The sequence below is a fragment of the Micromonospora sp. BQ32 genome, assembly GCF_059358895.1.
On the sequence record NZ_JCADBI010000006.1, the window covers coordinates 285,803 to 307,500 of the forward strand.

The window sequence follows — 21,698 nt, forward strand, 5'->3', positions numbered from 1 at the left end:
CCATCCTTGTCCGGGGTGGGGCGGACCGACCGGCCCGCTGCGGGAGGCCGTGGTCCCGGTGTTTCCCGACCCGGGCCGGAGGTAACGCCGGACTCCGCCGCCATCGCCGTTCGTGCCTCCGACCAGCCCGGACGCTGCCAGAGTGGGTTCGTGGGCGGCTACCGGCGGGGCGGACAGCTGGGACCGGCCGTCCCGATCGCCCCCGGTGCCCGGGTGGACAAGTTCGAGGTCTTCTTCGATCTGGTCTTCGTCTTCTCGTTCTTCATCATCACCCGGGCGACCGCCGCCAACATCTCCGGCCGGCAGCTGCTGCACGCCGGTCTGGTGCTCGCGGTGCTCTGGTGGATCTGGGTGGTGCACAGCCTGGTCGCCACCCGGGTCCGGCTCGGCGAGGGCTACGTCCCGGTGCTCATGGTGATCGCGATGGTCGCCCTGTTCGCGTTCGCGTTGGCGCTGCCACAGGCGTTCAACGACCCGAAGGGGAGCGCCGCCGGCCCGATGCTGGTGGCCATCAGCTACGTCGTGGTCCGGGCCGTCCACATGATCCTCTATCAGCATGTGGTGAAGGACAGCCCGCAGGAACGGCGGCAACTGCGGCGCTTCGCCCCGGAGCTGGCGGTGAGCATCGTGCTGCTGCTGGCCGCCGCGCTGATCCCGCCGCAGATCGCCGACCCCGACCAGGCTGCCATGGTCCGCGACGGGCTGTGGATCACCGTGGTGGTGGTGCAGTACGCCACCGGCTTCATCGTCGGCACCTGGGGCTGGGGGGTGACCAGCGCCGAGCATTGGACGGAGCGCTACGACCTCATCCTGATCATCGCGCTGGGTGAGTCGATCATCTCGACGGGGGTGGGCGGCAACCTGCTCGGCAAACCGGTCACCTGGCCGGCGGTGGCCGCCGCCGCGCTCGGCATCGTGGTCACCGCCGCCCTCTGGTGGGCGCACTTCGACTTCATCGGGCCGGCCGCCCGGATCGCCCTGCACGCGGCCGAGGGCGCTCCCCGGGTGGCGATGGCCCGCGACGCGTACGCGTATCTCTACCTGCCGATGATCGCCGGGGTGATCCTCTTCTCGATCGGCAACGAGGAGGTCCTGCACAAGATCACCGACCCGGCCGGCGGGATCGCCGAGAAGGTCGAGGGACCGGCGGTGCCGATGCTCTTCGGCGGGTTGATCTGCTACTTCGCCGTCAACATGCTCTTCCAGTTACGCACCCTGCACACCCTCACGTGGACCCGCGTCGGCGTCATCGTGGTGCTCACGGCGGCCCTCCCGATTGGCCAGCACCTGCCAGCGCTGGGCGCGCTCACCCTCGCGACCGTGATCTGCGTGGCGCTGGTGGCCGTGGAGGTGATGGTGCTGGCGCAGTCCCGGCACGCCCTGCGTGCCGCCGTCTTCGAGGAGCGGACCACCCACGAGGCCCACGAGGCCGGCTGGCGGGCGCGCTGGCATGACCTCCGGGAGCCCGACGAGCCGACCACGCCGTGACTGCGGCCTTCCCGGGTTTGATGGCGTGACCGGCCGACCCTAGACTTCGGCGCAGCGTCGCAGTGCACCCGGCCCGAAGGCCGCCGTGGGCATGGAGTCGCGGGGACAGCATGGGACGCACGTGCACCCAACCGGTTCACCGGCCGGCCGGCTCGCCGCCGTCGGCAATCAGATGATCGAGATCCACCTCTGGCTCAGCGCGGAACTGGCCCGGCTACAGGTAAGCCTCGGCACCCCGTCCCGGGACCTGCGGGCGCACTGCCTGACCTTCTGTGCCGCGCTCGGCCGACACCACACCGGTGAGGACGCGGGGGCGTTCCGGCTGCTGGCCGAGGAGGTCCCGGAGCTGCGCCCGGTCATCGCCAACCTGATCACCGATCACGCGGTGGTGGCGGGGATCCTGGAACGGGTCGAGGCGCTGCTCGGCGGCGATGTGGCGGTGCCGGTCGATCAGGTGCGCGTCGAGCTGGGCGGGTTGGCCGCCCTGCTGGAGTCGCACTTCCGCTACGAGGAGAAGCGGCTGGTCACCGCACTGAACGCGCTCACCGGTCGAACCGGGACGACCGAGGAACTGCTCGGCCTGACCGCGCCCGGCCCCCTCTAGGTGTCGTGTCCGGCCTCCGACCCGGTGGCGGCAGTGGGCGGTCGCTCGTAGAAGCGGATCTTCTCCCGGAGGTGGTCGTACTGGCGCTGGAGCAGGCGCATCTGCTCCTCGACCTGCGCCGCGTGGTGGCGCAGCAGCTCGTGCCGCTCGTCGGCGGTGTGCTCACCGTCGCGGGCCAGTTGCGCGTAGCGGCGCATCTGCGCGATCGGCATCCCGGTGTCGCGCAGGCAGCGGAACAGCACCAGCCAGCCGAGGTCGTCGTCGGTGAAGACCCGCTGCCCGCCCGCCGTCCGCTCCACGTCCGCGAGGAGGCCGATCTTCTCGTAGTACCGCAGTGTGTCCAGGCTGAAGCCGCTGCGGCGGGCGGCCTCCGAGGGGGCGTAACCGCTCATGTCGCGAGATGGTAGTGCTTGACCTGGAGCGCGCTCCAGGTTGGAGGCTGGTGACCATGACGACGACACGGACGCTGGGACGCAGCGGCATCACGGTGAGCGCGATCGGAATGGGGTGCTGGGCCATCGGCGGCCCGCTCTGGGGTGACGACGGGCAGCCGTTCGGCTGGGGCGAGGTGGACGACGACGAGTCGATCCGCACCATCCACCGGGCGCTCGATCTCGGGGTGACCCTGTTCGACACCGCCAGCAACTACGGGGCCGGGCACAGCGAGCGGATCCTCGGTCAAGCCCTGGCCGGGCGGCGGGACAGCGTGGTGATCGCCACCAAGTTCGGCAACGTCAGCGAGGAGGCCACCCGGCGGGCGATCGGCACCGACGCCAGCCCGGCCTTCGCGGTGCGCAGCCTGGAGGACTCGCTCCGCCGGCTCGGCACCGACTACGTCGACCTCTACCAACTGCACATCAACGCACTGCCGGTGCCCGCCGCGCTCGACCTGGTCGACACCCTGGAGACCCTGGTCGACCAGGGCAAGATCCGGTCGTACGGGTGGAGCACCGACGACCCGGCCTCGGCGGAGGCGTTCGCGGCTGCCGGCCCGCACTGCGCCGCCATCCAGCACGACGAGTCGGTGTTGCGCGACAACGCGGCGGTGCTGGCGGTCTGCGACAAACACGACCTGGCCAGCCTCGACCGGGGGCCGTTGGCGATGGGGCTGCTCACCGGGTCGACCCGGGCGGTCGGGGCGGACGATGTGCGCGGACGGGCGCCGGAGTGGCTGGAGTGGTTCACCGACGGCCGGCCGACGCCGCGCTGGGCGGCCCGGGTCGACCAGGTCCGCGCGGCGCTCACCGCCGACGGGCGCACCCTGGCCCAGGGCGCGCTCGGCTGGCTGCTGGCCCGCAGCCCGCGTACCGTGCCGATCCCCGGCCTGCGCACGGTGGCCCAGGCCGAGGAGAACCTGGCGACCCTGGAGCAAGGCCCGCTGAGTGCCGAGTCGTACGCCGAGGTGGAGCGAGTGCTCGCCGACCTGCGCCCGGCCCACGCGGCCTGACCGCCGGGCCGGTCCGCGCCCCGGACGCCGTCAGTGGAAGTCGGCCGCGTGCTCGGCGGCCCACTGCCGAAACGTGCGCCCGGGGCGTCCGGTCACCTGCTCGACGTCCGGGGCGACCCAACCGCTGCCGTCGGGATAGCGCCCCATCTCCAGGAACCACTCGATCACCTCGGTCGGGTAGTGACCCTTCCAGTACTCGCGGGCCTGCTCCGGGGTCAGTTCGTCGAAACGCACCGGACGGCCGATCGCCTCGCCGATCATCCGGACCGCGTCCCGGCGGCGGACCGGCTCCGGCCCGGTCGGCTGGTACACCCGGCCGGCGTGGCCGTCCTCGGTCAGCGCGGCGACGATGACCGCGGCGATGTCCGCCTCGTGGACCAGCGCGCTGTTCCAGTCCCCGAACGGCGCCCGCACCACCCCCTCGGTGCGGATGCCGGCCGCCCACTCGCGGGTGTTCGCCATGAACTCGCCCGGGAAGACGTGCGTCCATTCCAGGCCCGAGTTCTCGACCGCCCGGTGCAGCGGCCGGTGGGGCGCCTCGATCGGGTCGTCGTCCGCTCGGCTCGGATCGTTGTGGCCGAGGTGGGTGACTCGGCGGACGCCGGCCTGACGGGCCAGTTCCAGGATCTCCGCACCGGTGGTCAGCGGTCCGTACCCGTCCATCGCGACCAGGTGCATCCGCGTCACGCCGCGCAGCGCCGCGACCAGTGTGTGGGGCCTGGCGAAGTCGCCCGCCACCACCTCCACCCGGCCGGGCAGCGCGGTGGCCGCCGACGATGCGGGATCGCGGGTCAGTGCGCGTACGTCGTGGCCGGCGCTGACCAGTTGCCGGACCACGCTGCCTCCGACCGTCCCGGTCGCTCCGGTCACCAGGATCGGCATGGTTCCTCCTCAGGGATCGCCCGACGGCGGGCACGGCGAGCCGACCCCGCCAAACGGGAGCGCTGTCGGATGCCTCAGGGTCAGCCAGATCGATGCCGGAAGCAATCGCGAACACCGCATTCACGTTCGCTCTGACCTGCAGAAACGCGCTGACCGTCGCCAGCGTGCGGCAGCCATTTTCGGCCCTGGGACCATTCGTTGACCTGCGCTTTCGCGCCGCACAAGGGTTCCGCGCAGGTTCGTTCGCCGAAACGCCCCCACCTCCAGCAGCCCGACGCATCTCCCGGTGGCGTTCTGGACGAAGATGGGGGTATGCGGATCCTTCTGGCCGGCGCGTCCGGCTTCCTTGGCACCTCGCTGGCCGACCTGCTCGTCCACGATGGGCACGAGGTCACCCGGTTGGTCCGTCGAGCGCCGGGCGGGCCGCAGGAGCGGCGGTGGGATCCGGCCGCCGGGCAGCTCGACCCGACCGTGGTCGCCGAGGCCGACGCCGTGGTCAACCTGGCCGGCGCGGGCGTCGGCGACAAACGCTGGAACGACGACTACCGGCGGTTGATCCGCACCAGCCGGGTGGACACCACCACCACGCTGGCGACCACCATCGCCGGGCTCCCCGCCGCGGACCGCCCCCGGGTGCTGCTCAACTCATCAGCCGTCGGCTGGTACGGCAACACGGGCGACCGGGCGGTCGAGGAGGACGCGCCGGCCGGCGAGGGCTTCCTGGCCGACGTCTGCCGGGTGTGGGAGGCCGCGACCCGGCCGGCCGAGGACGCCGGGGTACGCGTGGTCCGGCTGCGTACCGGTCTGCCGCTGCACCGCGAGGGCGGGCTGCTCAAGCCGCAACTGCTGCCGTTCAAGCTGGGCATCGCCGGCCGGCTGGGCAGCGGCCGGCAGTGGCTGCCGTGGATCTCGATGGCCGACTGGCTGGACGCGACCCGCTTCCTGCTCGACCACGAGGACATCGCCGGACCGGTCAACGTGGTGGGCCCGAACCCGGTGACGAATGCCGAGTTCACCCGCGAGCTGGCCCGGCAACTGCACCGGCCGGCGGTTATCCCGATCCCCGCGCTGGCGCTCAAGGTGGTCCTCGGCGGCTTCGCCCACGAGGCCCTCACCAGCACCCGCGTCCTGCCCGGAGTCCTGACCCGAGCCGCCTACCGCTACCAGCACCAAACCCTCCCCCAAGCCCTCCAAGCAGCCCTAACCCCCTAACCCCACCCCACCCCGCGTTGATCATGAAGTTATTGCCACGACACGCCGAGGCGAGTGGCAACAACTTCATGATCAACAGAGGTCGGCGGGACCTCGCCCTGCCCGTTCCCGGGGTTCGGCCCTCGGCAGAATCGGGGCCCACCGGGTGGCCGGTGGGCCGGCATGGGCCGATGCTGGGCCGATGGCGACCTTTTCCCTCCAGGCCACCCCGACCGACGCGGCGAGCTGGGTCGAGCTGGCCCGCCGGGCCGAGGCCACCGGCTTCGACGCCCTGCTCGCCGCCGACCACCCCGGCGACGTGACGTCACCGTTCGTGGCGCTGGCCGCCGCCGCCCCGGTCACCTCGACGATCGGGCTCGGTTCGTACGTGTCGAACCTCGGCGTACGGGAACCGATGCTGCTCGCGGCCGACGTGGCCACCCTCGACCTGATCTCCGGTGGACGGGCCCGGCTCGGCGTCGGCGCCGGTCACACCCCGGCGGAGTGGCACGCGGTGGGCCGGGAACGCCCCGACGTGGCCGGCCGGGTCCGCCGTTGCCTGGCCGTCGCCGAGGCGGTCCGCGCCCTGCTCGACGGCGCCTCGGTCACCGTCGACTCGGCCGAGTTGACGATGCGCGAGGCGGTGCTGCGCGAACCCCGGCCGGTGCAGGACCGGATTCCGCTGACGATGGGTACGGCGAACTCGACGCTGCTGCGCTGGGCCGGCGCGCACGCCGACGTGGTCGGGCTGACCGGGTTCGGACGCACCCTCGCCGACGGCCACCAGCATGAGGCGCGCTGGCGGGCCGACCAGATCGAGGCGCAGCTGGCCTGCGTGGCCGCCGGCGCGGCCGGCCGGGCCGACCCGCCGGCGCTGGAGGCGTTGGTGCAGACGGTGGTGGTCACCGACGACGCGGAGGCTGCCGCCGCGGAGCAGGCCCGGCGCAACGGCATGACCGCCGCCGAACTGCTGGCCACCCCGTTCGTGCTGATCGGCACGGTGGACGAGATCGTCACGGCGGTCACCGAGCACGAACGACGCTGGGGGGTGACCCGATTCGTGGTCCGCCACGACGCGCTGGATCCGCTCGCCCCGGTCCTGGCCCAGCTGCCCTGAGCCCACGCCGACAGCCTTGTTGATCAAGAGGTTTGCGTCAGATTCCGGCTGCCGGATGACGCAAACCTCTTGATCAACAAGGGGCGGGTGGTGGGGGTCAGCAGCCGATCACCCAGTGGTTGGGGGCGGTCTGCTTGAGGGCGCTGGTGTAGAAGGTGTTGTAGAGACCCATGCGCTGGTTGGAGCCGTTGGCGTAGGCGTAGCCGCCGGACTGGTACGCCCGGCCGGCCGCCACGTGCGCGTAGTTGCTGGCCGTCACGCAGGTCGGCGGGGTGGTCGGGGTCGGCGTGGGAGTGGCCGTCGGGGTCGGGGTCGGGTTGGTCCCGCCGCCGTTCAGACCGAAGAAGAGCGCGTCACGGTACGTCGAGCAGATGGTGTCCAGGAAGTACGCGCCCGCGGTGCCGCACTGCTCGGCCGCCGAGCCCGGGTCGACCGGGGTGCCGTGGCCCATCCCGGAGATCCGGTAGAGCCGTACGTCGTCGTTGCCGTACACCTCGAGGCTGGTGTTGCCGGGCAACGACGAGGTGCTGGTCGGGGTCTGCGACACGCCCCGCACGTTGGTCCACTGGTCACGGGACTCGGTGCCGTTGAGCGGGGTGACCGTGGTGTCCGAGGTGCCGTGCCAGATGGCCACCCGGGGGCGCGGGCCGGTGTAGCCGGAGTACGCGCCACGAACCAGGTCGCCCCAGGCGGCCGGGGTCTTGTCCGCACCCGGGTTCATGCAGCTGAACGCGTTGACCATGCTGGTGGCGCAGCGGTACGGGATGCCCGCGATGATCGATCCGGCGGCGAAGACGTCCGGGTAGGTGGCCAGCATGACCGCGCTCATCGCCCCGCCCGCGGAGAGGCCGCTGACGTAGACCCGGGAGCCGTTCACCGCGAAGTTCGCCTTGGCGTGGTCGACCATCTGCTTGATCGACAGCGCCTCACCCTGGCCCCGGGTGGTGTCCCCCGCCTCGAAGAAGTTGAAGCAGGAGTTGGCGTTGTTGCCGGCGGGCTGCTGGGCGACGATCAGGGCGAACTTCCACTGGTCGGCGTACTTCTGCCAGCCGGAGTTGGCGAAGTAGCCGGAGGCGTTCTGCGTGCACCCGTGCAGCAGGACGACGGCCGGGGAGTTGGCCGGCAGACCGTCCGGCCGGTAGGCGTACATGGCGAGGTTGCCGGGGTTGGAGCCGAACCCGGTGACCTGGGTGAGAGTGGCGGCCTGGGCGGGTGCGGCGATGGCGACCGCGCCCGCGACGGCGAGGGCGAGCCCGGCGAGCCCGCCGATCAGACGGGTGATGGTGGACGAGGAGCGGCGCACGGCGGCCTCCTGGAGGGGCGGACTATGAACTGGGTCACAGTCGAATTGCCGTGACGTTACGACGATGTGTCGCCGCGATGACATGGGGCACACTCACACATTCACGACGGACGCTGTGTACGCCGGATCGTCGACGCGGCGGACCGAATCCGTCCCCAACGGTCCCCTCCTTGCAGGTCTGACCGGCCCGTCCAGGTCCGGTTGGTAACGTCCGCTGCGTGCCGTCCTCCCCGTCGCTGGCCACCGGGCCCGCACCCACGTCACCGCCGCGCGCCGTCCGAGACCGCCGGGCCGATCTGATCGTCGTGCTGGTGGCGCTCGCGCTCGCCGTATGGGTGACCAGCGGGCTGTGGCGGAACCCGAACGCCCGCACCATCACCGCCAATTCCAGCGACCAGGCGCTGTTCGAGTGGCTGCTGGCCTTCGGCGGGCACGCGGTCACCCACGGGGACAACCCGCTCTTCACCTATCTGATCAACGTCCCGGACGGCGTGAACCTCGCGGTCAACACCTCGATCACGGTGTACGCGGTGGTCTTCGCCCCCCTCACGTACCTGATCGGGCCACCGGCGACGTTCCTGGTGATCCTCACCCTGAACCTGCTCGCCACCGCGCTGGTCTGGTACTGGCTGCTCTCCCGACACCTGGTCCGCAGCCGGCTGGCCGCCGCGGTCGGCGCCCTGTTCATCGCCTACTCCCCCGGCATGGTGTCGCACGCCAACGCGCACCTGAACTGGACCGCCGGTTGGCTGGTGCCGCTGCTGATCTGGCGGCTGTTCGCGCTGCGCCGCGCGGGGCACTGGCTGCGCGACGGGGTGATCCTCGGCGTGCTGGTCGCGGTGGCCTTCTCGATCGCCGCCGAAGGGCTCTTCTTCACCGCGCTGGCGCTGGGGGTGTTCGTCGCCATCTGGGCGCTGCACCCGGCCAACCGGGTGGAGGCACGCGCCGCGCTGCCCACGTTCCTGCGCGGGCTCGGGGTGACCGCCGTGGTCGCCGGTGTGCTGCTGTCGTACCCGTTGTGGTTGCACTTCGCCGGGCCCCAACGGTTCCACGGCACCGGCTTCGACCCGGTGATCCACTCCGAGGACATCGCGGCGTTCGCCGCCTTCCCGCGCCGCTCACTGGCTGGCGAGGCCGGGTTGAGCACCTCGCTGGCGCCGAACCCGACCGAGGAGAACTCGTTCTTCGGCATCCCGCTGCTGGTGCTCACCGTGGTCTGCTTCGTCGTGCTCTGGCGGCGGGCCGACCCGCACCGCCGGGCCACCCTCTGGGCGCTGGGCGGCCTCGCGCTGATCTTCACGGTGCTCTCCTTCGGGCCGGTCGCCAAGGTCGACGGCCGACGCATCGACCTCCCCATGCCGTTCGACGTGGTCGGGCAGCTGCCGGTGGTGAACGCCGCGCTACCGGCCCGGCTGGCGCTGGTGGTCGCGCCGGTGGTCGGGCTGTTGCTGGCGTACGCCGTCGACCAGCTGCGCGCCGCACCACCTCGGCACCGCTCCACCGAGCTGGCCTGGCTGCTCGGTTTCGCGGTGGCCCTGGTGCCGCTGCTACCCACCCCGCTGCTGACCGACGAGCGGGAACCGATTCCGCGGTTCATCACCTCCGGCACGTGGCGGGACTACGTCTCACCGGACGGGGTGCTGACCCCGGTGCCGCTGACCGTGGACATCTACCCGGACGGCCAGCGGTGGCAGGCGTACGCGTTGTCGCACCGGCAGGGCGAGTTCGAGATCCCGGGTGGCTTCTTCCTCGGCCCCGGTGGGCCGGACGGGCGGGGCCGGATCGGTCCGGTGCCGCGCACCCTGAGCGCGCTGATGGACCAGGCCGGCCGTACCGGGTTGGTCCCCATCATCACCGACGGGACGATCCGGGAGGTCCAGTCGGACCTGCGGCACTGGCGTATCGAGACGGTGGTGCTCGCCGACCAGGTACACGGCGCGAAGTTCGAGATCGACGAGGAGGCGCTGCGGCGTACCGGCACCGCCCTGTTCGGCGAGCCGCAACGGGTCGACGACGTCTGGCTCTGGCGGATCCCACCGGCCGACCGGTAGGCGACGACGCGACCGGCCGGGGCATCACGACCGGCCGTCATCGCGTCTAATGGGCCGATGAGATTGACCGGCGGGCGACTTCGGGGCACCGCAGTGGCCGGGGTGGCGCTGGGGCTCGTCGCGCTCAGCGCGCCCGCCGCCACTGCCGCGAACAGCACCGTCGCGGGCAGCACGGCTGGCGGGAGCACTGTCGCCGACACCACCGCCGGCGTGGTGCCGAGCCGGGTGCGCGATCCGTGGCTGTGGCAGGCCACCGTGGGGCAACGCCCGGCCGGTCCGGCCGCGTTGGTGTTCTTCACCGACCGCACCCGCTACTTCGAGTCGACCGGGGTGGTGGTCGACCGGGACGGCGCCTACCGGCTCATCCCGATCCGCATCGCCGAGGGGCACGGGCTGCTCTCCCCCGACGGGCGCCATTACCTGCGGCCGCGGTTCGGGGAGTTGCTGGACCTCACCACCGGCCGGCAGCGCCGCACCCTGAAACCCGGGTTGGACCCTTTCGCGTGGTCGCCGGATGGGCGACGCGTGCTCGGCACCCGCAGCAACGACGATCCGGTGATCAGCTACGGGCCGGACAACCAGCAGCTCAACGACCCGGAAAAACCCGACGACCTGCTCGTCGTCGACCCGTACCAGGGCACCGAGCAGGTGGTCGCGGCCGGCACCTTCGCCGCCCACAGCGGGGCGGCCTGGTCGCCCGGTGGCGACCTGGTGGCGGTCACCGGCTCGCCGGACGTGGCGGCCCGGCTCGCCGCGCGCCAGCGACTGGTGGTCGTCGACCCCGCTGGCGGCGGCCCTCGTTGGCAGGTCGACCTGGGCGACCGGCGCATGCTGGCCGGCCCGGCCGCCTGGCATCCCGACGGCCGGCGGCTCGCGCTGCTCGCCTTCGACGGGTGCGCCGGGCCCCGGTGCACGTCCGAGCAGACGGCGGCGCGCAGCTGGCGAATCGAGTTCCTGGACACGGCCACCGGCCACCCCGTCGGCCAGGCCCTGCCGGCCGGCACCTCGGCCAGCGGGATCATCGGCTGGCGCGGAGACGACCCGGTCCTGCGGTATGCCACCGACACGGAGCAGCACACGGACCGGCAAGCCTTTCTCGCCGCGCTGTCGCCCGACGGCGGTCGCGAGGTGCTGGTGACCGCGCCGGTCGGGTCGACCAACCTGATGGTGCCGGGTGACCTGCTGAACCGGGCCGCGTTCGGCGGGCCGGCGCACCGGCCGTCACCGTTCGCCGCCCCGCCCTGGGTCTACCTGACGCTGGCCGTGCCGACGCTGCTCGCAATCGCCCTCGTCATTCGCCGGATCCGCCGCCGCCGCGCTGTGACGGGCCCGGCTCCGGCGTGACAACGAGCCGCCGAGCGGTGCCGCTGCCGGCACGACGAGGTCCTCGTGAGGCGGCTCACCAGGGAAGATCGCCGGTAGCGGGACTAGGCTGGATGCCGTGACAACGACGACCCCCGGCCTGACGGCCGTCCGCGCCGGCCTGCTCGACTACCAGGCCGCCTGGGACGAGCAGCGGCGCCTGCACGAGTCGGTGGTGGCTGGCGAGCGCGGCGACACCGTGCTGCTGCTGGAGCACCCGAGCGTCTACACCGCGGGCAAGCGCACCGAGCCGTGGGACCGGCCCATGGACGGCACTCCGGTCGTCGACGTGGACCGTGGCGGCAAGATCACCTGGCACGGGCCGGGGCAGCTGGTCGGTTACCCGATCCTGCGGCTGCCCGACCCGGTGGACGTGGTCGCCTACGTGCGCCGGACCGAAGAGCTGCTCATCGACGTGTGCGCCGAGTTCGGGCTGACCGCCGGCCGGGTCGAGGGGCGCAGCGGGGTCTGGGTGCCCGAGGACGATCGGGGGCCGGCCCGCAAGGTGGCGGCCATCGGCATCAGGGTGGCGCGGGGCGTCACCCTGCACGGCTTCTCGATCAACTGCGACTGCGACCTGACGTACTTCGACCGAATCGTGCCGTGCGGCATCCGGGACGCGGGCGTCACCTCGCTCACCGCCGAGCTGGGGCGCCCGATCAGCGTCGCCGACGTGTTGCCGGTGGTCGAGCGCCGGCTCTCCACCCTCATCGAGGTCTGAGCGGCGGCCCCCGACGGGCGACGTCGGGGGCCGCCGCGCTCACGGCGTCAGCCGGTGCAGGTCACGCGGGAACGCGGTGACCTCCCGGACGTTGGCCGCGCCGACCAGCCGGGCCACGAACCGTTCCAGGCCGATAGCGAAGCCACCGTGCGGTGGCATGCCGTGCCGGAACCCGTCCAGGTAGCCGACGTACGGCTCGACCGGCTCACCCCGGGCCGCCAACGCCGCCAGGTAGTCGGCGTGCCGGTGCAGCCGCTGCCCACCGGTGACCAGCTCCAGACCACGAAAGAGCAGGTCAAACCCGTTCGAGTACGCGGGCCGCGCCGGGTCCGGGTGGGTGTAGAAGGGTCGCTTCGCCATCGGGTAACCGGTGACGAAGAGGAAGTCCGACCCGTGTTCGCGGCGGGCCCACTCGCCGAGCGCCCGTTCGTGGGCGGGCGCGAGGTCCGGCTCGTCGGCGGGCGCGCCGGCGATCGTCAGCGCCTCGGTGAAGTGCACCGCCGGGATCTCCGCCGGCACCTGCGGTGGCGTGACGCCGAGCGCAGCCAGGGCGCTGCCGGCCCGCCCACCCACCGCGTCCAGCATCCCGGCCACTGTCTCGCGCAGCACGCGCATCACGTCCCGGTGGTCGGCGATGAACCCCAGCTCCGCGTCGAGTGACGTGTACTGGGCGAGGTGCCGGACGGTGTCGTGCGGCTCGGCCCGGAAGACCGGCCCCACCTCGTAGACGCGTTCGAAGACGCCGACCATCAGCTGCTTGTAGAACTGCGGCGACTGGGCCAGGTACGCGGGCCGGCCGAACCAGTCCAGCGCGAACACGTTCGCCCCGCTCTCGGTGCTGGAGCTGACCACCTTCGGCGTGTGGATCTCCACGAAGTCGTGGGCGTCGAGCGCGGCCCGGAACCCGGCCACCGCGGCCGCCGAGATCCGCAGCGCGGCCGACCGGGTCGAATGCCGCAGCGCGGTGGGCGCGTTGTCCAGCTGGGTGGGCAGGCTCGCGGTGAGCGCCGGCCGGTACAGGTCGAACGGTGGCGGTGCGGCGGGCGGCCCGAGTGGACGTACCGTCGGCTCGGTCAGCTCGACCCCGGCGGGCGCGGTGTCGTTCGCGGTGACCGTCGCAGTGACCTCGACGACCGTCTCTTCGGTCAGTTTCTCCAGCTGGGCGCGGACGGCCGGGTCGGTGACGACCACCTGGGCCAGGCCGGCGGCGTCCCGCACGATCAGGAAGGCCACCGACTTGAGCAGTCGGCGGCGGTGCACCCAGCCGGCGATCCGCACGGTCGCGCCGATCTGGGCGGGTAACTGGTGGGACAGGGTTCGTTGCATGGCAGGTGCTCCTCGGTCGATCGCCACGCCGTCGCCGCCCTGGGGTGGCGAAGCGTCGCGTCAGCCCCAGGGAGGTGTGGGCGAGCGGGAACCTCGCGGTGCCACCACACCTTCACCCCCGCCGGAGCGGGGGCCTCGTTCGTCGCCTGATGACCGGGGCCAGCCGGGCGGGCTCTACTGGGCGCGGGTGACCCGCGGCCGTTCTTCCCGCAGCTCGGGAGGGTCTTCGCGCCCCGGCGCCAGACCACCTCTCAGCACCGGCGGCTCTCTGCACTGGCGGGTCGGGGCGCTACTCGGCTCCGTCGTCGCTGTTGGCGGCGACCGTAGCACCCGAATCCCGCTCGTGTGACGCACATTTTCGATCCCCCGGTGTCGGGCGTCACAACGTTTGGGGCGTGACGCCGGTCGCCCGACGCACATAGACACCTGCCGTCCGGCGTAGGCTCATTTTCGTGACGATCGAGCACTCCGCGCCGACGACCGGCCAGGCAGCGCGCACCGCAACGGCGGCCCCCGAGGGGCGGCGTCTGCTGCGCATCGAGGCGCGCAACGCCGAGACGCCGATCGAGCGCAAACCGCCATGGATCAAGGTCAAGGCCAAGATGGGTCCGGAGTACACCCAGCTGCGCGGGCTCGTCTCGCGCGAAGGGCTGCACACCGTCTGCCAGGAGGCCGGCTGCCCCAACATCTACGAGTGTTGGGAAGACCGGGAGGCCACCTTCCTCATCGGCGGTGACCAGTGCACCCGACGCTGCGACTTCTGCCAGATCGACACCGGCAAGCCGGCCGAGTTCGACGCCGACGAGCCGCGTCGGGTCGCCGAGTCGGTGGTCTCGATGGGCCTGCGTTACGCCACCATCACCGGTGTCGCCCGTGACGACCTGCCCGACGGCGGGGCCTGGCTGTACGCCGAGACTGTCCGGCAGATCCACGCCCTGCAGCCCGGCTGCGGCGTCGAGTTGCTGATCCCGGACTTCAACGCGGTCCCCGAGCAGTTGGCCGAGGTCTTCGGCTCGCGTCCCGAGGTGCTGGCCCACAACGTGGAGACCGTGCCGCGCATCTTCAAGCGCATCCGGCCGGCGTTCCGCTACGACCGCTCGCTGGACGTGATCCGGCAGGCCCGCGCCGACGGTCTGGTCACCAAGAGCAACCTCATCCTGGGCATGGGCGAGGAGCGGGCCGAGGTCTCACAGGCACTGCGTGACCTGCACGAGGCCGGCTGCGAGCTGATCACCATCACCCAGTACCTGCGCCCCTCGCCCCGACACCACCCGGTGACCCGCTGGGTCAAGCCGGAGGAGTTCGTGGAGCTGCGCGAGGAGGCCGAGGAGATCGGCTTCGCCGGGGTGATGAGCGGGCCGCTGGTGCGTTCGTCGTACCGGGCCGGCCGGCTCTACCAGCAGGCCATCGACGCCCGCGCCGCCGTCTCGGTCGCCACCGCCAGCTGACTCCGCCGGCAGCGCCGCACGGCTGTTCGGCCTCCGGGTGTCATGATCCTGTGATGACCGTCGGCGTACGCGAGCAGCCGCGCGGCGCGGGCGCTCCCCGCCCGCGTCCCGGCGCACGTCCAAGCCTGGTCGGTTGGCTCACCGGGTTGGCCGTGCTCGCCGGGGTGGGTTACCGGCTGTGGCTGCTGCTGAACGCCGCCCCGCCGACGAACAGCGACGAGGCCACCATGGGGCTCGCCGCGCTGCACATCGCCCGGGGCGAGGGCTTCCCGGTCTGGTTCTACGGCCAGCAGTACATGGGCACGCTGGAGGCGTACCTGGCCGCGCCGGTCTTCGCCCTCGCCGGTGGGCCGTCGGTGCTCGGGCTGCGGTTGCCCACGTTGGCCCTGTACGCGCTGTTTCTTCTGCTGACCTGGCGGTTGACGCTGCGGCTGACCGGAGACCGGTGGTTCGGGCTGCTGGTGGTGGCGCTGCTGGCCCTGGGCTCCGACCGGATTGTCAAGAACCAGCTGATCGCCGGCGGCGGCTACCCCGAGATGAACGCGGCCGGGGCGGCGCTGGCCCTGCTCGCCGTGGAGCTGGCCACCAGCCGACCGGGGCGGCGGACGGCTGACACGGGGCAACCCGACGGGCGGACGGCCGACGCAGGGCGACCGGGCTGGCGGCTGGCGGGGTGGACGACGTGGGGGTTCCTGGCCGGGCTGATGCTCTGGGTCGACCCGCTCGTGCTGCCGTACGTCGCGGCGACCGGCGCGGTACTCGTCGGGTTCTGCCGCCGGGAGCTGTGGGGTGCCGCTGGCGCGCTGCTCGGGGCGGCGACCGTGCTCGCGGCGGCCCCGCTGCTGCACAGCCTGCTGACCGGGGGCAACCCGCTGCACGCCGTGCTCGCGGCCAGCGGCGCGCACTCCAGCGCGGGCTGGGCGGACCGGCTGCACGGCGCTCTGGTGCTCGGCCCAGCGCTCGGCATGGGCTTCTGCGCTCCCGGCCAGTGCGCCACCTGGCAGCTGTGGTGGACACTCGCCCTGCCGCTGCTGCTGGTCGTCACCGTCACCACCGCCTGGCGGGCCCTGCGCACCCCCGACCCTGGCCCAGGCGCTGTCGACCCCCGCGCGGTGTCGCCTCGGGTGGCGGCCGCGATCCGGCTGGCGCTCCTGCTGGCCGCGGTGGCCACCCTCGGCGCGTACACCGTGAGCAGTTCCGCCGGGCTCACCCCGGTGGAGAGTTCCCGCTACCTGTCCTGCCTGCTCATCACCCTGCCGGCGTTGCTCTGGCCGGTGTGGGTGATCGCCCGGAACGGGCTGCGTCCGGCGGTGACCGGCCGGCACGGCGTCGGGTCGACGCTGGTCCGGTCGGTCGCGGTGGTGTTGCTCGCCGCCACGCTGGGCACCGCCGCCCAGGCCACCTGGCGGGCCGCGGAGACCGTCCCGGCGACCCGGGCCGCCGAGGCCCGGCACGCCGAGTTGGTGAGCACCCTGCGTCAGCTCGGCGTACGACACGTGCGCGCCGGCTACTGGACCTGCAACCGGCTCACCTTCGCCAGCGTGGAGCAGGTGGTCTGCGCGGTCGTCGACGACACCCTGCGCCCCGGGTTCGACCGCTATCCCGCGTACCGCCGGGAGGTGGACAGCGCGGCGGCACCGGCCTGGGTCGCGCCGGCCGGTTCGCCGCTGGCGGAGGTGCTCGACGAGCGGCAGCGGGCCACGCCCGGCAGGCTCGACCTGGTCACCATCGAGGGCTGGCGCATCTACCTGCCGCGCTGATCCCGCAAAGCGGGTGTCAGCGCGGCGCGGCGGCCTCGGTGAGCAGGCCGAGGCGGTGGGCCAGGGCGGCGGCCTCCATTCGGTTGGTCACGCCCAGCTTCGCGATGATCCGGGAGACGTGCACGCTTGCCGTCTTCGGCGAGATGAACAACCGCTCGGCGATCCGGCTGTTGCTGTGCCCCTCCGCGACCAGACGCAGCACCTCCCGTTCCCGGGCGGTCAGCAGGTCCGCGCCGCCCCCGGACGCACCACGCAGGCCGACCCGCCGCGCCAGGGTGGCGGCCGCCTCGACCAGCGGTGCCGCACCCAGCTGCCGGCCGATCTCGGTGGCCTCGGTGACCGCCGCCGCCGCCTCGTCGCGTTCCCCGGCCGCGGCTGTCGCCTCGGCCAGCGCCAACAGCGCCCGGCCCAGCGGGTAGGGCTGTCCGTCGGCCCGCCACGCGTCGACCGCCGCACGCCAGGCCGGCAACGCCTGGTCGCCCACCGCGAGCAGCGCGGTGACCTGGGCGGCGTGCGCACGGGCCGCCGGGTGCCGCGCCGGCAGGTCGGTGGCGAGCGCCGCCACGGCGGCGGCCAACTCCCGGTCACTTACCCGGGCGGCGGTACGCGCGGCGGCGCTGAGCACCGGCCACCCCTCCCGGGGCAGCCGCGGCAGGCTCTCGTCGGCCACCGCGACGCGGGCCGCCCGTACCGCCTCGACCTTGTCGTCCGCGGCCAGCGCCGCTTCGATCGCCAGCTCATGCAGGGGCAGCCGGTGGTTCGGCCACAGGTACGGCCGGTTGAGGAAGGTGAGCGCCCGGTCGACCAGTTCGTCGGCGCCCGGATGGGCGCGGGCCAGCCGCAGCCCGGCGCCCAGTTGGAGCCAGTGCAGACCGGTGACACCGGACAGGTCGATCCGGGCGGCCTCCGCGCAGACCGCCTCGGCCTCGTCCCACCGACCCAACGCGATGAGCGCCTCGGCCCGGTTGGAGAGCAGGTACGCCCCGGTGGAGCGGCTGATCCCCACCCGTCGCGCCTCGACCACGCCGGCCTCGGCGGCCTGCGCGGACTCGGCGTAGCGGCCCAACTCGCAGAGCATGTCCGACTCGAACACCATGGCGAGGACCAGGGTCGGCGCGTCCCCCGCCGCACGGGCGGCGGCGGCCGCCTGGCCCAGCTCGGCCAGCCCGCCGGTCAGGTCTCGCTCGCCGTGGCAGAGCAGCGCGATCCGCGTCGACAGCAGGGCCACGTGCTCTCCGAGCGCCTCGGCGTCCGTGGCGGCCTCCGCTGCCACCCGGGCCGCCTTCTGCGGGTCGATCTTGACCAGGTGGGTGGCGATGTCGGCGAGCAGCCGGACCCGCTCCACGCCGGGCGGGCCGCCGGCCGCCAGCCGGTACGCCTCATCCAGCTCGCGGCTGCCGTCGCTCTTGCCGAGCAGGGCCATCAGTCGACCCCGCTGGTCCAGCAGGCGGGCGGCGCGCAGCGGCGCGGCGTCAACGTCCACCTCGGCCAGCCCGGCCCGGGTCAGGGTGATGGCTCGGCTGAAGTCGCCGGCGGTGACCGCGGCGTCCAGGGTCTGCTCCAGCAACGCCAGGTGGTCCATGCCGAGCAGGTCGGCGGCGTCCGGCACCAGCTCCCACAACTCCAGCGCCCGCTCCAGCAGTCGGCGCTGCTCGGCGTACGCGTACCGCTCGGCGGCGGCGACCGCCGCGGCTCGTGCGGCGACGAGAGCACGCGGGTGGTCGTGCGCGGCGTGCCAGTGGTGGGCGATCTCGACCGGGGCCCGGCCGGCGGCGACCAGGTGCGGCTGGGCCTCGATGGCGGCGGCGAAGCGGGCGTGCAGCCGGGCGTGCTCACCGGGCAGCAGCTCGTCGTGCACGGCCTCGCGGACCAGCGCGTGTCGGAACTCGTAGTCACCGTCCCGGTCCGCCACCACCAACTGGGCGGCGACGGCGGCGCGCAACGCGTCCTCCAGCTCGGCCTCGGGCAGCCCGGCGACCTCGGCGAGCAGGTCGTGGGCGAAACGGGTGCCGCCGGCCGCCGCGATCCGTAACACCCGCTGGGCCGGCTCGGGGAGCCGGTCCACCCGGGCCAGCAGCAGGTCACGCAGCGTCTCGGGGAGCGCCGCGCAGCCGATCGGGTCGCCGGCGACGGCCAACTCCTCGATGAAGAAGGGGTTGCCCTGGGTGCGCTCGTGGACATCGTCGACGGCCCGGGCGAGCGGTTCGGTGCCGAGCAGGTCGGCGAGGATCGCGGCGGTGCCGTCGCGGTCCAGGCGGCCCAGCTCGACCCGCTCCACCCCGCGGGCCCGATCCAGCTCGGCGAGGAACGGGCGCAGCGGGTGCCCGCGCTGCAACTCGTCGGTGCGGTAGGTGCAGACCAGCAGTAGCCGGCCCGGCCTCGCCGCCCGGACGAGGAAGCCGATGAGGTCGCGGGTGGACCGGTCGGCCCAGTGCAGGTCCTCGATGATCAGGACCAGCGGGCGAGCGTCGGCCAGCCGCTGGAACAGCTCGGCGACCAGGTCGAACAGGTACCCGCGCGGGGCGTCGCTGAGGGGAACCGCGCGCGGTGCGGCCAGCGCCGCGGAGGCGCGGCCCAGCTCCGGTAGGAGCGGGGCGAACTCCGCCTCGTAGCCGGCGAAGACCTCGGGGCCGTCGGCGCGGAGCACCGCGCGCAACGCGGCGGCGAACGGGGCGAACGGCAGGCCCGCCTCGCCCAGCTCCAGGCACTGACCGATGAGCACCCGCGCCGCGCCGTCGGTGGCCCAGCCGGCGAACTCCTCCAGCAGCCGGGTCTTACCCACACCCGCCTCGCCGCCGACCAGCACGGTGGTCGGCTCTCCGGCCCGCGCCCGGCCGAGCGCGTCCCGCAGCGCTGCGGTCTCGCGGTGACGCCCGACGAGGACGGAGCTGGCGGCGCGTACGGTCACGTGGTCGAGCATGCCATGGTGGCCCGCCCCGCCGACCCCGCCGATCGGCCGGTGGCCGGGCAGCGGGGTCGGATCGGGTCGAGCCGCAACCCCGGCGGGTGCCATGAACGTGGCAGCCGCGCCCGGCGCGGTGGACGTGGCAACCCCGCCGGGCGTCGTGGACGTGGCAGCCGCGCTGGGCGCGGTCACCGGCGGGCGTCGCTGGTGCGACCGGCCTGCCTGCGCCGGCCCAACCACCCGCGGCTGGTGGGACGCGACAGCGACCGGGCGAGCCGGTCCGCGGCCGCGTCGGCGCGCAGCTCGGCGGCGTGGGTGCGGTGCAGGGTGAGCAGGAAATCTGCGTCGTTGCCGAACATGTCGGGCTCCTTCGTGGCGTCGTCGTCTGCTGCTGACGACTCTTCGCGCGAAGGCCCCACCGGCGCATGGGCAGGACGCCTCATCTTCCCGGCCCGCAGCCTCCTTACCCGGCCGGTCCGGGCGCTTACGGCGACGTAAGGTACTCAGCTGCCCCGGCACCCGGACGCGGATCAACCGGGGCGGCGGCGACTACTAGACTCTGCGGCATGGCAAAGCCCCAGGAGAAGGTCTCGTTCGGCCAGCGGCTGAAGCAGATCGGGATGGTGTTCCAGTTCACCGCCAAGCAGGACCGGTGGTTCGCGCCGTTGGTCGCCGCGGCGGTGCTGCTCCCGCTCGCGCTCGCCGTGGTCGCGGTCATCCTCTGGGGCTGGATCTGGCTGCCGCTGGGCATCCTGTTCATCCTGCTCGCGGTGCTGATCGTGCTCAACCTGCGGTCCAACAAGGCGATGATGAACGCCGCCGAGGGGCAACCCGGCGCGGCGGCGCAGATCATGGAGAACATGCGCGGCGACTGGCGGGTGACCCCGGCGGTCAGCTCGACCACCCAGATGGACATGGTTCACCTGGTGATCGGCCGTCCGGGCGTGATCCTGCTGGCCGAGGGGAACCCGCAGCGGGTGCGCGGTCTGCTCGGCCAGGAGAAGCGGCGGCTGTCCAAGGTGATCGGATCCGCTCCGCTGCACGACTACGTGATTGGGCAGGAGGAGGGCGAGCTGCCGATCCGCAAGCTCCGGACGACGCTGCTGCGCCTGCCCCGCGCCCTCTCCGGCAAGGACGTCAACTCGCTGGACAAGCGCCTCAAGGCGCTCACCGCCCGGCCCCAGATGCCCAAGGGCGCGATCCCGAAGAACATGCGGCCGCCAGGCGCCTTCCGCCAGTCGCGGGGCCGCTGACCCCTCAGGTGTACGCGTAAAGGAGCCGGACCCGTACGGGTCCGGCTCCTTCGCGTAGCGCGGCCTGGACCGGCCCTGACGGGTCGGCTCAGCCGCGGGGGGCGTCGACGATGACCGAGTCGGCGATTCGGTCGTGCAGGCCGCGCCGGTGCTCGTCCATGATCAGTGCGGGGACGACCAGGGCCAGCAGCAGGCCACGGATCAGGCCCCGGAGCACGCCGATCCGGCCACCGTCGTGCCAGTTCACACAGCGGATCTTGGTGATGTACATGCCCGGCGTCTGGGCGAACAGGCCGAGGAAGATGCCGTACACCAGGACCAGCACCAGGACCGGCGCCCAGCCGTCGCGTACCGGGTCGGCGAAGAAGTTGGACACCAGCAGGCAGAGCACCCAGTCGATGATCAGCGCACCGAACCGCCGACCGAGGCTCGGCGCGGTGAAGGTGGGGTCGGTGGCCGGCGCTGCCGGAGAGTGCGGATTGGTCACAGCGGTCAAGGGTATCCGCGCCGGGACGAGGGCTTGCCGGGTGCCGCCGCCGCTGCGTGCCGATTCAGGCCAAAGCGATCAGATGTCATTACACTGGCACAGTCGGTACGGCGTTCCCGGCGGGCCGCAGGCGTGGACAGGGGTGCCGCTGACGCTCCGCGAGGGACGTAACACGGCAGAAACAACGGAGACACGGCCGGGCAACTCCCCGGCCCTAGCGTCGCCAGAAGCCTAGCCACCCCGTGGACGTGCCAGGAGGATGTGTGTTCGCCAATCCCGAGGAACTGCTGCGATACCTCAAGAACGAGGACGTGAAGTTCGTCGACGTTCGTTTCTGTGACCTGCCCGGCGTG

18 protein-coding genes are annotated in these 21,698 nt (G+C 72.8%); 11 read left to right on the plus strand and 7 right to left on the minus strand.

Features of this window, described 5'->3' with window-relative positions:
* Positions 1 to 150: 150 nt before the first annotated feature.
* Entirely contained in the window at positions 151 to 1,488 is a 1,338-nt protein-coding gene (locus tag AC5L30_RS15345; protein WP_494867933.1) for a low temperature requirement protein A, read from the plus strand.
* A gap of 121 nt (positions 1,489 to 1,609) precedes the next feature.
* On the plus strand, positions 1,610 to 2,092 hold the full coding sequence (locus AC5L30_RS15350; RefSeq protein ID WP_494867934.1) for a hemerythrin domain-containing protein: 483 nt from the start codon (positions 1,610 to 1,612) through the stop codon (positions 2,090 to 2,092).
* Here AC5L30_RS15350 and AC5L30_RS15355 read toward each other — a convergent pair.
* On the minus strand, positions 2,089 to 2,484 hold the full coding sequence (locus AC5L30_RS15355) for a MerR family transcriptional regulator (RefSeq protein ID WP_494867935.1): 396 nt from the start codon (positions 2,482 to 2,484) through the stop codon (positions 2,089 to 2,091). The two genes, AC5L30_RS15350 and AC5L30_RS15355, sit on opposite strands and share 4 nt — an antisense overlap.
* Before the next feature lie 56 nt (positions 2,485 to 2,540).
* On the opposite strand from AC5L30_RS15355, the gene AC5L30_RS15360 reads away from it, so the two are divergent.
* The gene (locus AC5L30_RS15360) at positions 2,541 to 3,539 is read left to right on the plus strand and encodes an aldo/keto reductase (RefSeq protein WP_494867936.1); all 999 of its coding nucleotides are present in this window, start codon (positions 2,541 to 2,543) and stop codon (positions 3,537 to 3,539) included.
* A 30-nt stretch (positions 3,540 to 3,569) separates the two neighbouring features.
* Here AC5L30_RS15360 and AC5L30_RS15365 read toward each other — a convergent pair whose 3' ends face one another.
* Positions 3,570 to 4,421 carry an NmrA family NAD(P)-binding protein gene (locus AC5L30_RS15365; protein WP_494867937.1) on the minus strand — a complete coding sequence of 284 codons (852 nt, stop codon included), beginning with the start codon at positions 4,419 to 4,421 and terminating at the stop codon, positions 3,570 to 3,572.
* A 312-nt stretch (positions 4,422 to 4,733) separates the two neighbouring features.
* On the opposite strand from AC5L30_RS15365, the gene AC5L30_RS15370 reads away from it, so the two are divergent.
* Both AC5L30_RS15370 and AC5L30_RS15375 read left to right on the plus strand, forming a co-directional pair.
* Complete coding sequence (locus AC5L30_RS15370; RefSeq protein ID WP_494867939.1) at positions 4,734 to 5,633, plus strand: TIGR01777 family oxidoreductase; 900 nt, start codon at positions 4,734 to 4,736, stop codon at positions 5,631 to 5,633.
* 181 nt (positions 5,634 to 5,814) lie between these two features.
* Positions 5,815 to 6,729, plus strand: a complete 915-nt coding sequence (locus AC5L30_RS15375; RefSeq protein WP_494867940.1) for an LLM class flavin-dependent oxidoreductase — start codon at positions 5,815 to 5,817, stop codon at positions 6,727 to 6,729.
* 97 nt (positions 6,730 to 6,826) lie between these two features.
* Here AC5L30_RS15375 and AC5L30_RS15380 read toward each other — a convergent pair whose 3' ends face one another.
* The gene (locus tag AC5L30_RS15380) at positions 6,827 to 8,032 is read right to left on the minus strand and encodes an extracellular catalytic domain type 1 short-chain-length polyhydroxyalkanoate depolymerase (protein WP_494867942.1); all 1,206 of its coding nucleotides are present in this window, start codon (positions 8,030 to 8,032) and stop codon (positions 6,827 to 6,829) included.
* Positions 8,033 to 8,250: 218 nt separating this feature from the next.
* Here AC5L30_RS15380 and AC5L30_RS15385 point away from each other — a divergent pair, with 218 nt between their 5' ends.
* The 3 genes from AC5L30_RS15385 (at position 8,251) to lipB (ending at position 12,166) form a co-directional block, all read left to right on the plus strand.
* Complete coding sequence (locus tag AC5L30_RS15385; protein ID WP_494867943.1) at positions 8,251 to 10,083, plus strand: DUF6311 domain-containing protein; 1,833 nt, start codon at positions 8,251 to 8,253, stop codon at positions 10,081 to 10,083.
* A 57-nt stretch (positions 10,084 to 10,140) separates the two neighbouring features.
* Positions 10,141 to 11,427: a TolB-like translocation protein gene (locus AC5L30_RS15390; RefSeq protein WP_494867944.1), complete on the plus strand. Its 1,287-nt coding sequence runs from the start codon at positions 10,141 to 10,143 to the stop codon at positions 11,425 to 11,427.
* A gap of 97 nt (positions 11,428 to 11,524) precedes the next feature.
* Positions 11,525 to 12,166 (plus strand): lipoyl(octanoyl) transferase LipB, encoded by a 642-nt coding sequence (lipB, locus tag AC5L30_RS15395; protein WP_210787391.1) that lies wholly within the window; start codon positions 11,525 to 11,527, stop codon positions 12,164 to 12,166.
* Between the two features lie 39 nt (positions 12,167 to 12,205).
* On the opposite strand, the gene aspS is transcribed toward lipB, so the two are convergent.
* A complete protein-coding gene (gene aspS, locus AC5L30_RS15400) occupies positions 12,206 to 13,492 on the minus strand; it encodes an aspartate--tRNA(Asn) ligase (RefSeq protein ID WP_494867946.1) in 1,287 nt (428 codons plus the stop codon).
* Positions 13,493 to 13,944: 452 nt separating this feature from the next.
* Here aspS and lipA point away from each other — a divergent pair, with 452 nt between their 5' ends.
* A complete protein-coding gene (lipA, locus tag AC5L30_RS15405) occupies positions 13,945 to 14,940 on the plus strand; it encodes a lipoyl synthase (RefSeq protein ID WP_494867948.1) in 996 nt (331 codons plus the stop codon).
* 53 nt (positions 14,941 to 14,993) lie between these two features.
* On the plus strand, positions 14,994 to 16,700 hold the full coding sequence (locus AC5L30_RS15410) for a hypothetical protein (RefSeq protein ID WP_494867950.1): 1,707 nt from the start codon (positions 14,994 to 14,996) through the stop codon (positions 16,698 to 16,700).
* Positions 16,701 to 16,716: 16 nt separating this feature from the next.
* Here the strand turns inward: AC5L30_RS15410 and AC5L30_RS15415 are convergent, their stop codons facing one another.
* Together AC5L30_RS15415 and AC5L30_RS15420 are read right to left on the minus strand one after the other, a co-directional pair.
* Positions 16,717 to 19,797 (minus strand): helix-turn-helix transcriptional regulator, encoded by a 3,081-nt coding sequence (locus tag AC5L30_RS15415; protein WP_494867951.1) that lies wholly within the window; start codon positions 19,795 to 19,797, stop codon positions 16,717 to 16,719.
* The gene (locus AC5L30_RS15420) at positions 19,794 to 19,964 is read right to left on the minus strand and encodes a hypothetical protein (protein ID WP_494867953.1); all 171 of its coding nucleotides are present in this window, start codon (positions 19,962 to 19,964) and stop codon (positions 19,794 to 19,796) included. Before AC5L30_RS15420 ends, AC5L30_RS15415 begins: the two co-directional genes overlap by 4 nt.
* A gap of 207 nt (positions 19,965 to 20,171) precedes the next feature.
* Here AC5L30_RS15420 and AC5L30_RS15425 point away from each other — a divergent pair, with 207 nt between their 5' ends.
* Positions 20,172 to 20,858: a DUF4191 domain-containing protein gene (locus AC5L30_RS15425; RefSeq protein WP_494867955.1), complete on the plus strand. Its 687-nt coding sequence runs from the start codon at positions 20,172 to 20,174 to the stop codon at positions 20,856 to 20,858.
* A gap of 88 nt (positions 20,859 to 20,946) precedes the next feature.
* On the opposite strand, the gene AC5L30_RS15430 is transcribed toward AC5L30_RS15425, so the two are convergent.
* On the minus strand, positions 20,947 to 21,345 hold the full coding sequence (locus AC5L30_RS15430) for an RDD family protein (RefSeq protein ID WP_494867957.1): 399 nt from the start codon (positions 21,343 to 21,345) through the stop codon (positions 20,947 to 20,949).
* Positions 21,346 to 21,698 lie beyond the last annotated feature (353 nt).

Excerpts from the sequence above, each read along its gene's own strand:
- AC5L30_RS15360 (WP_494867936.1), top strand. The coding sequence starts at position 2,541 with ATGACGACGACACGGACGCTGGGACGCAGCGGCATCACGGTGAGCGCG.
- AC5L30_RS15355 (WP_494867935.1), bottom strand. The coding sequence starts at position 2,484 with ATGAGCGGTTACGCCCCCTCGGAGGCCGCCCGCCGCAGCGGCTTCAGC.
- AC5L30_RS15390 (WP_494867944.1), top strand. The coding sequence starts at position 10,141 with ATGAGATTGACCGGCGGGCGACTTCGGGGCACCGCAGTGGCCGGGGTG.
- AC5L30_RS15420 (WP_494867953.1), bottom strand. The coding sequence starts at position 19,964 with ATGTTCGGCAACGACGCAGATTTCCTGCTCACCCTGCACCGCACCCAC.
- aspS (WP_494867946.1), bottom strand. The coding sequence starts at position 13,492 with ATGCAACGAACCCTGTCCCACCAGTTACCCGCCCAGATCGGCGCGACC.
- AC5L30_RS15375 (WP_494867940.1), top strand. The coding sequence starts at position 5,815 with ATGGCGACCTTTTCCCTCCAGGCCACCCCGACCGACGCGGCGAGCTGG.
- AC5L30_RS15365 (WP_494867937.1), bottom strand. The coding sequence starts at position 4,421 with ATGCCGATCCTGGTGACCGGAGCGACCGGGACGGTCGGAGGCAGCGTG.
- AC5L30_RS15410 (WP_494867950.1), top strand. The coding sequence starts at position 14,994 with ATGACCGTCGGCGTACGCGAGCAGCCGCGCGGCGCGGGCGCTCCCCGC.
- AC5L30_RS15425 (WP_494867955.1), top strand. The coding sequence starts at position 20,172 with ATGGCAAAGCCCCAGGAGAAGGTCTCGTTCGGCCAGCGGCTGAAGCAG.
- AC5L30_RS15370 (WP_494867939.1), top strand. The coding sequence starts at position 4,734 with ATGCGGATCCTTCTGGCCGGCGCGTCCGGCTTCCTTGGCACCTCGCTG.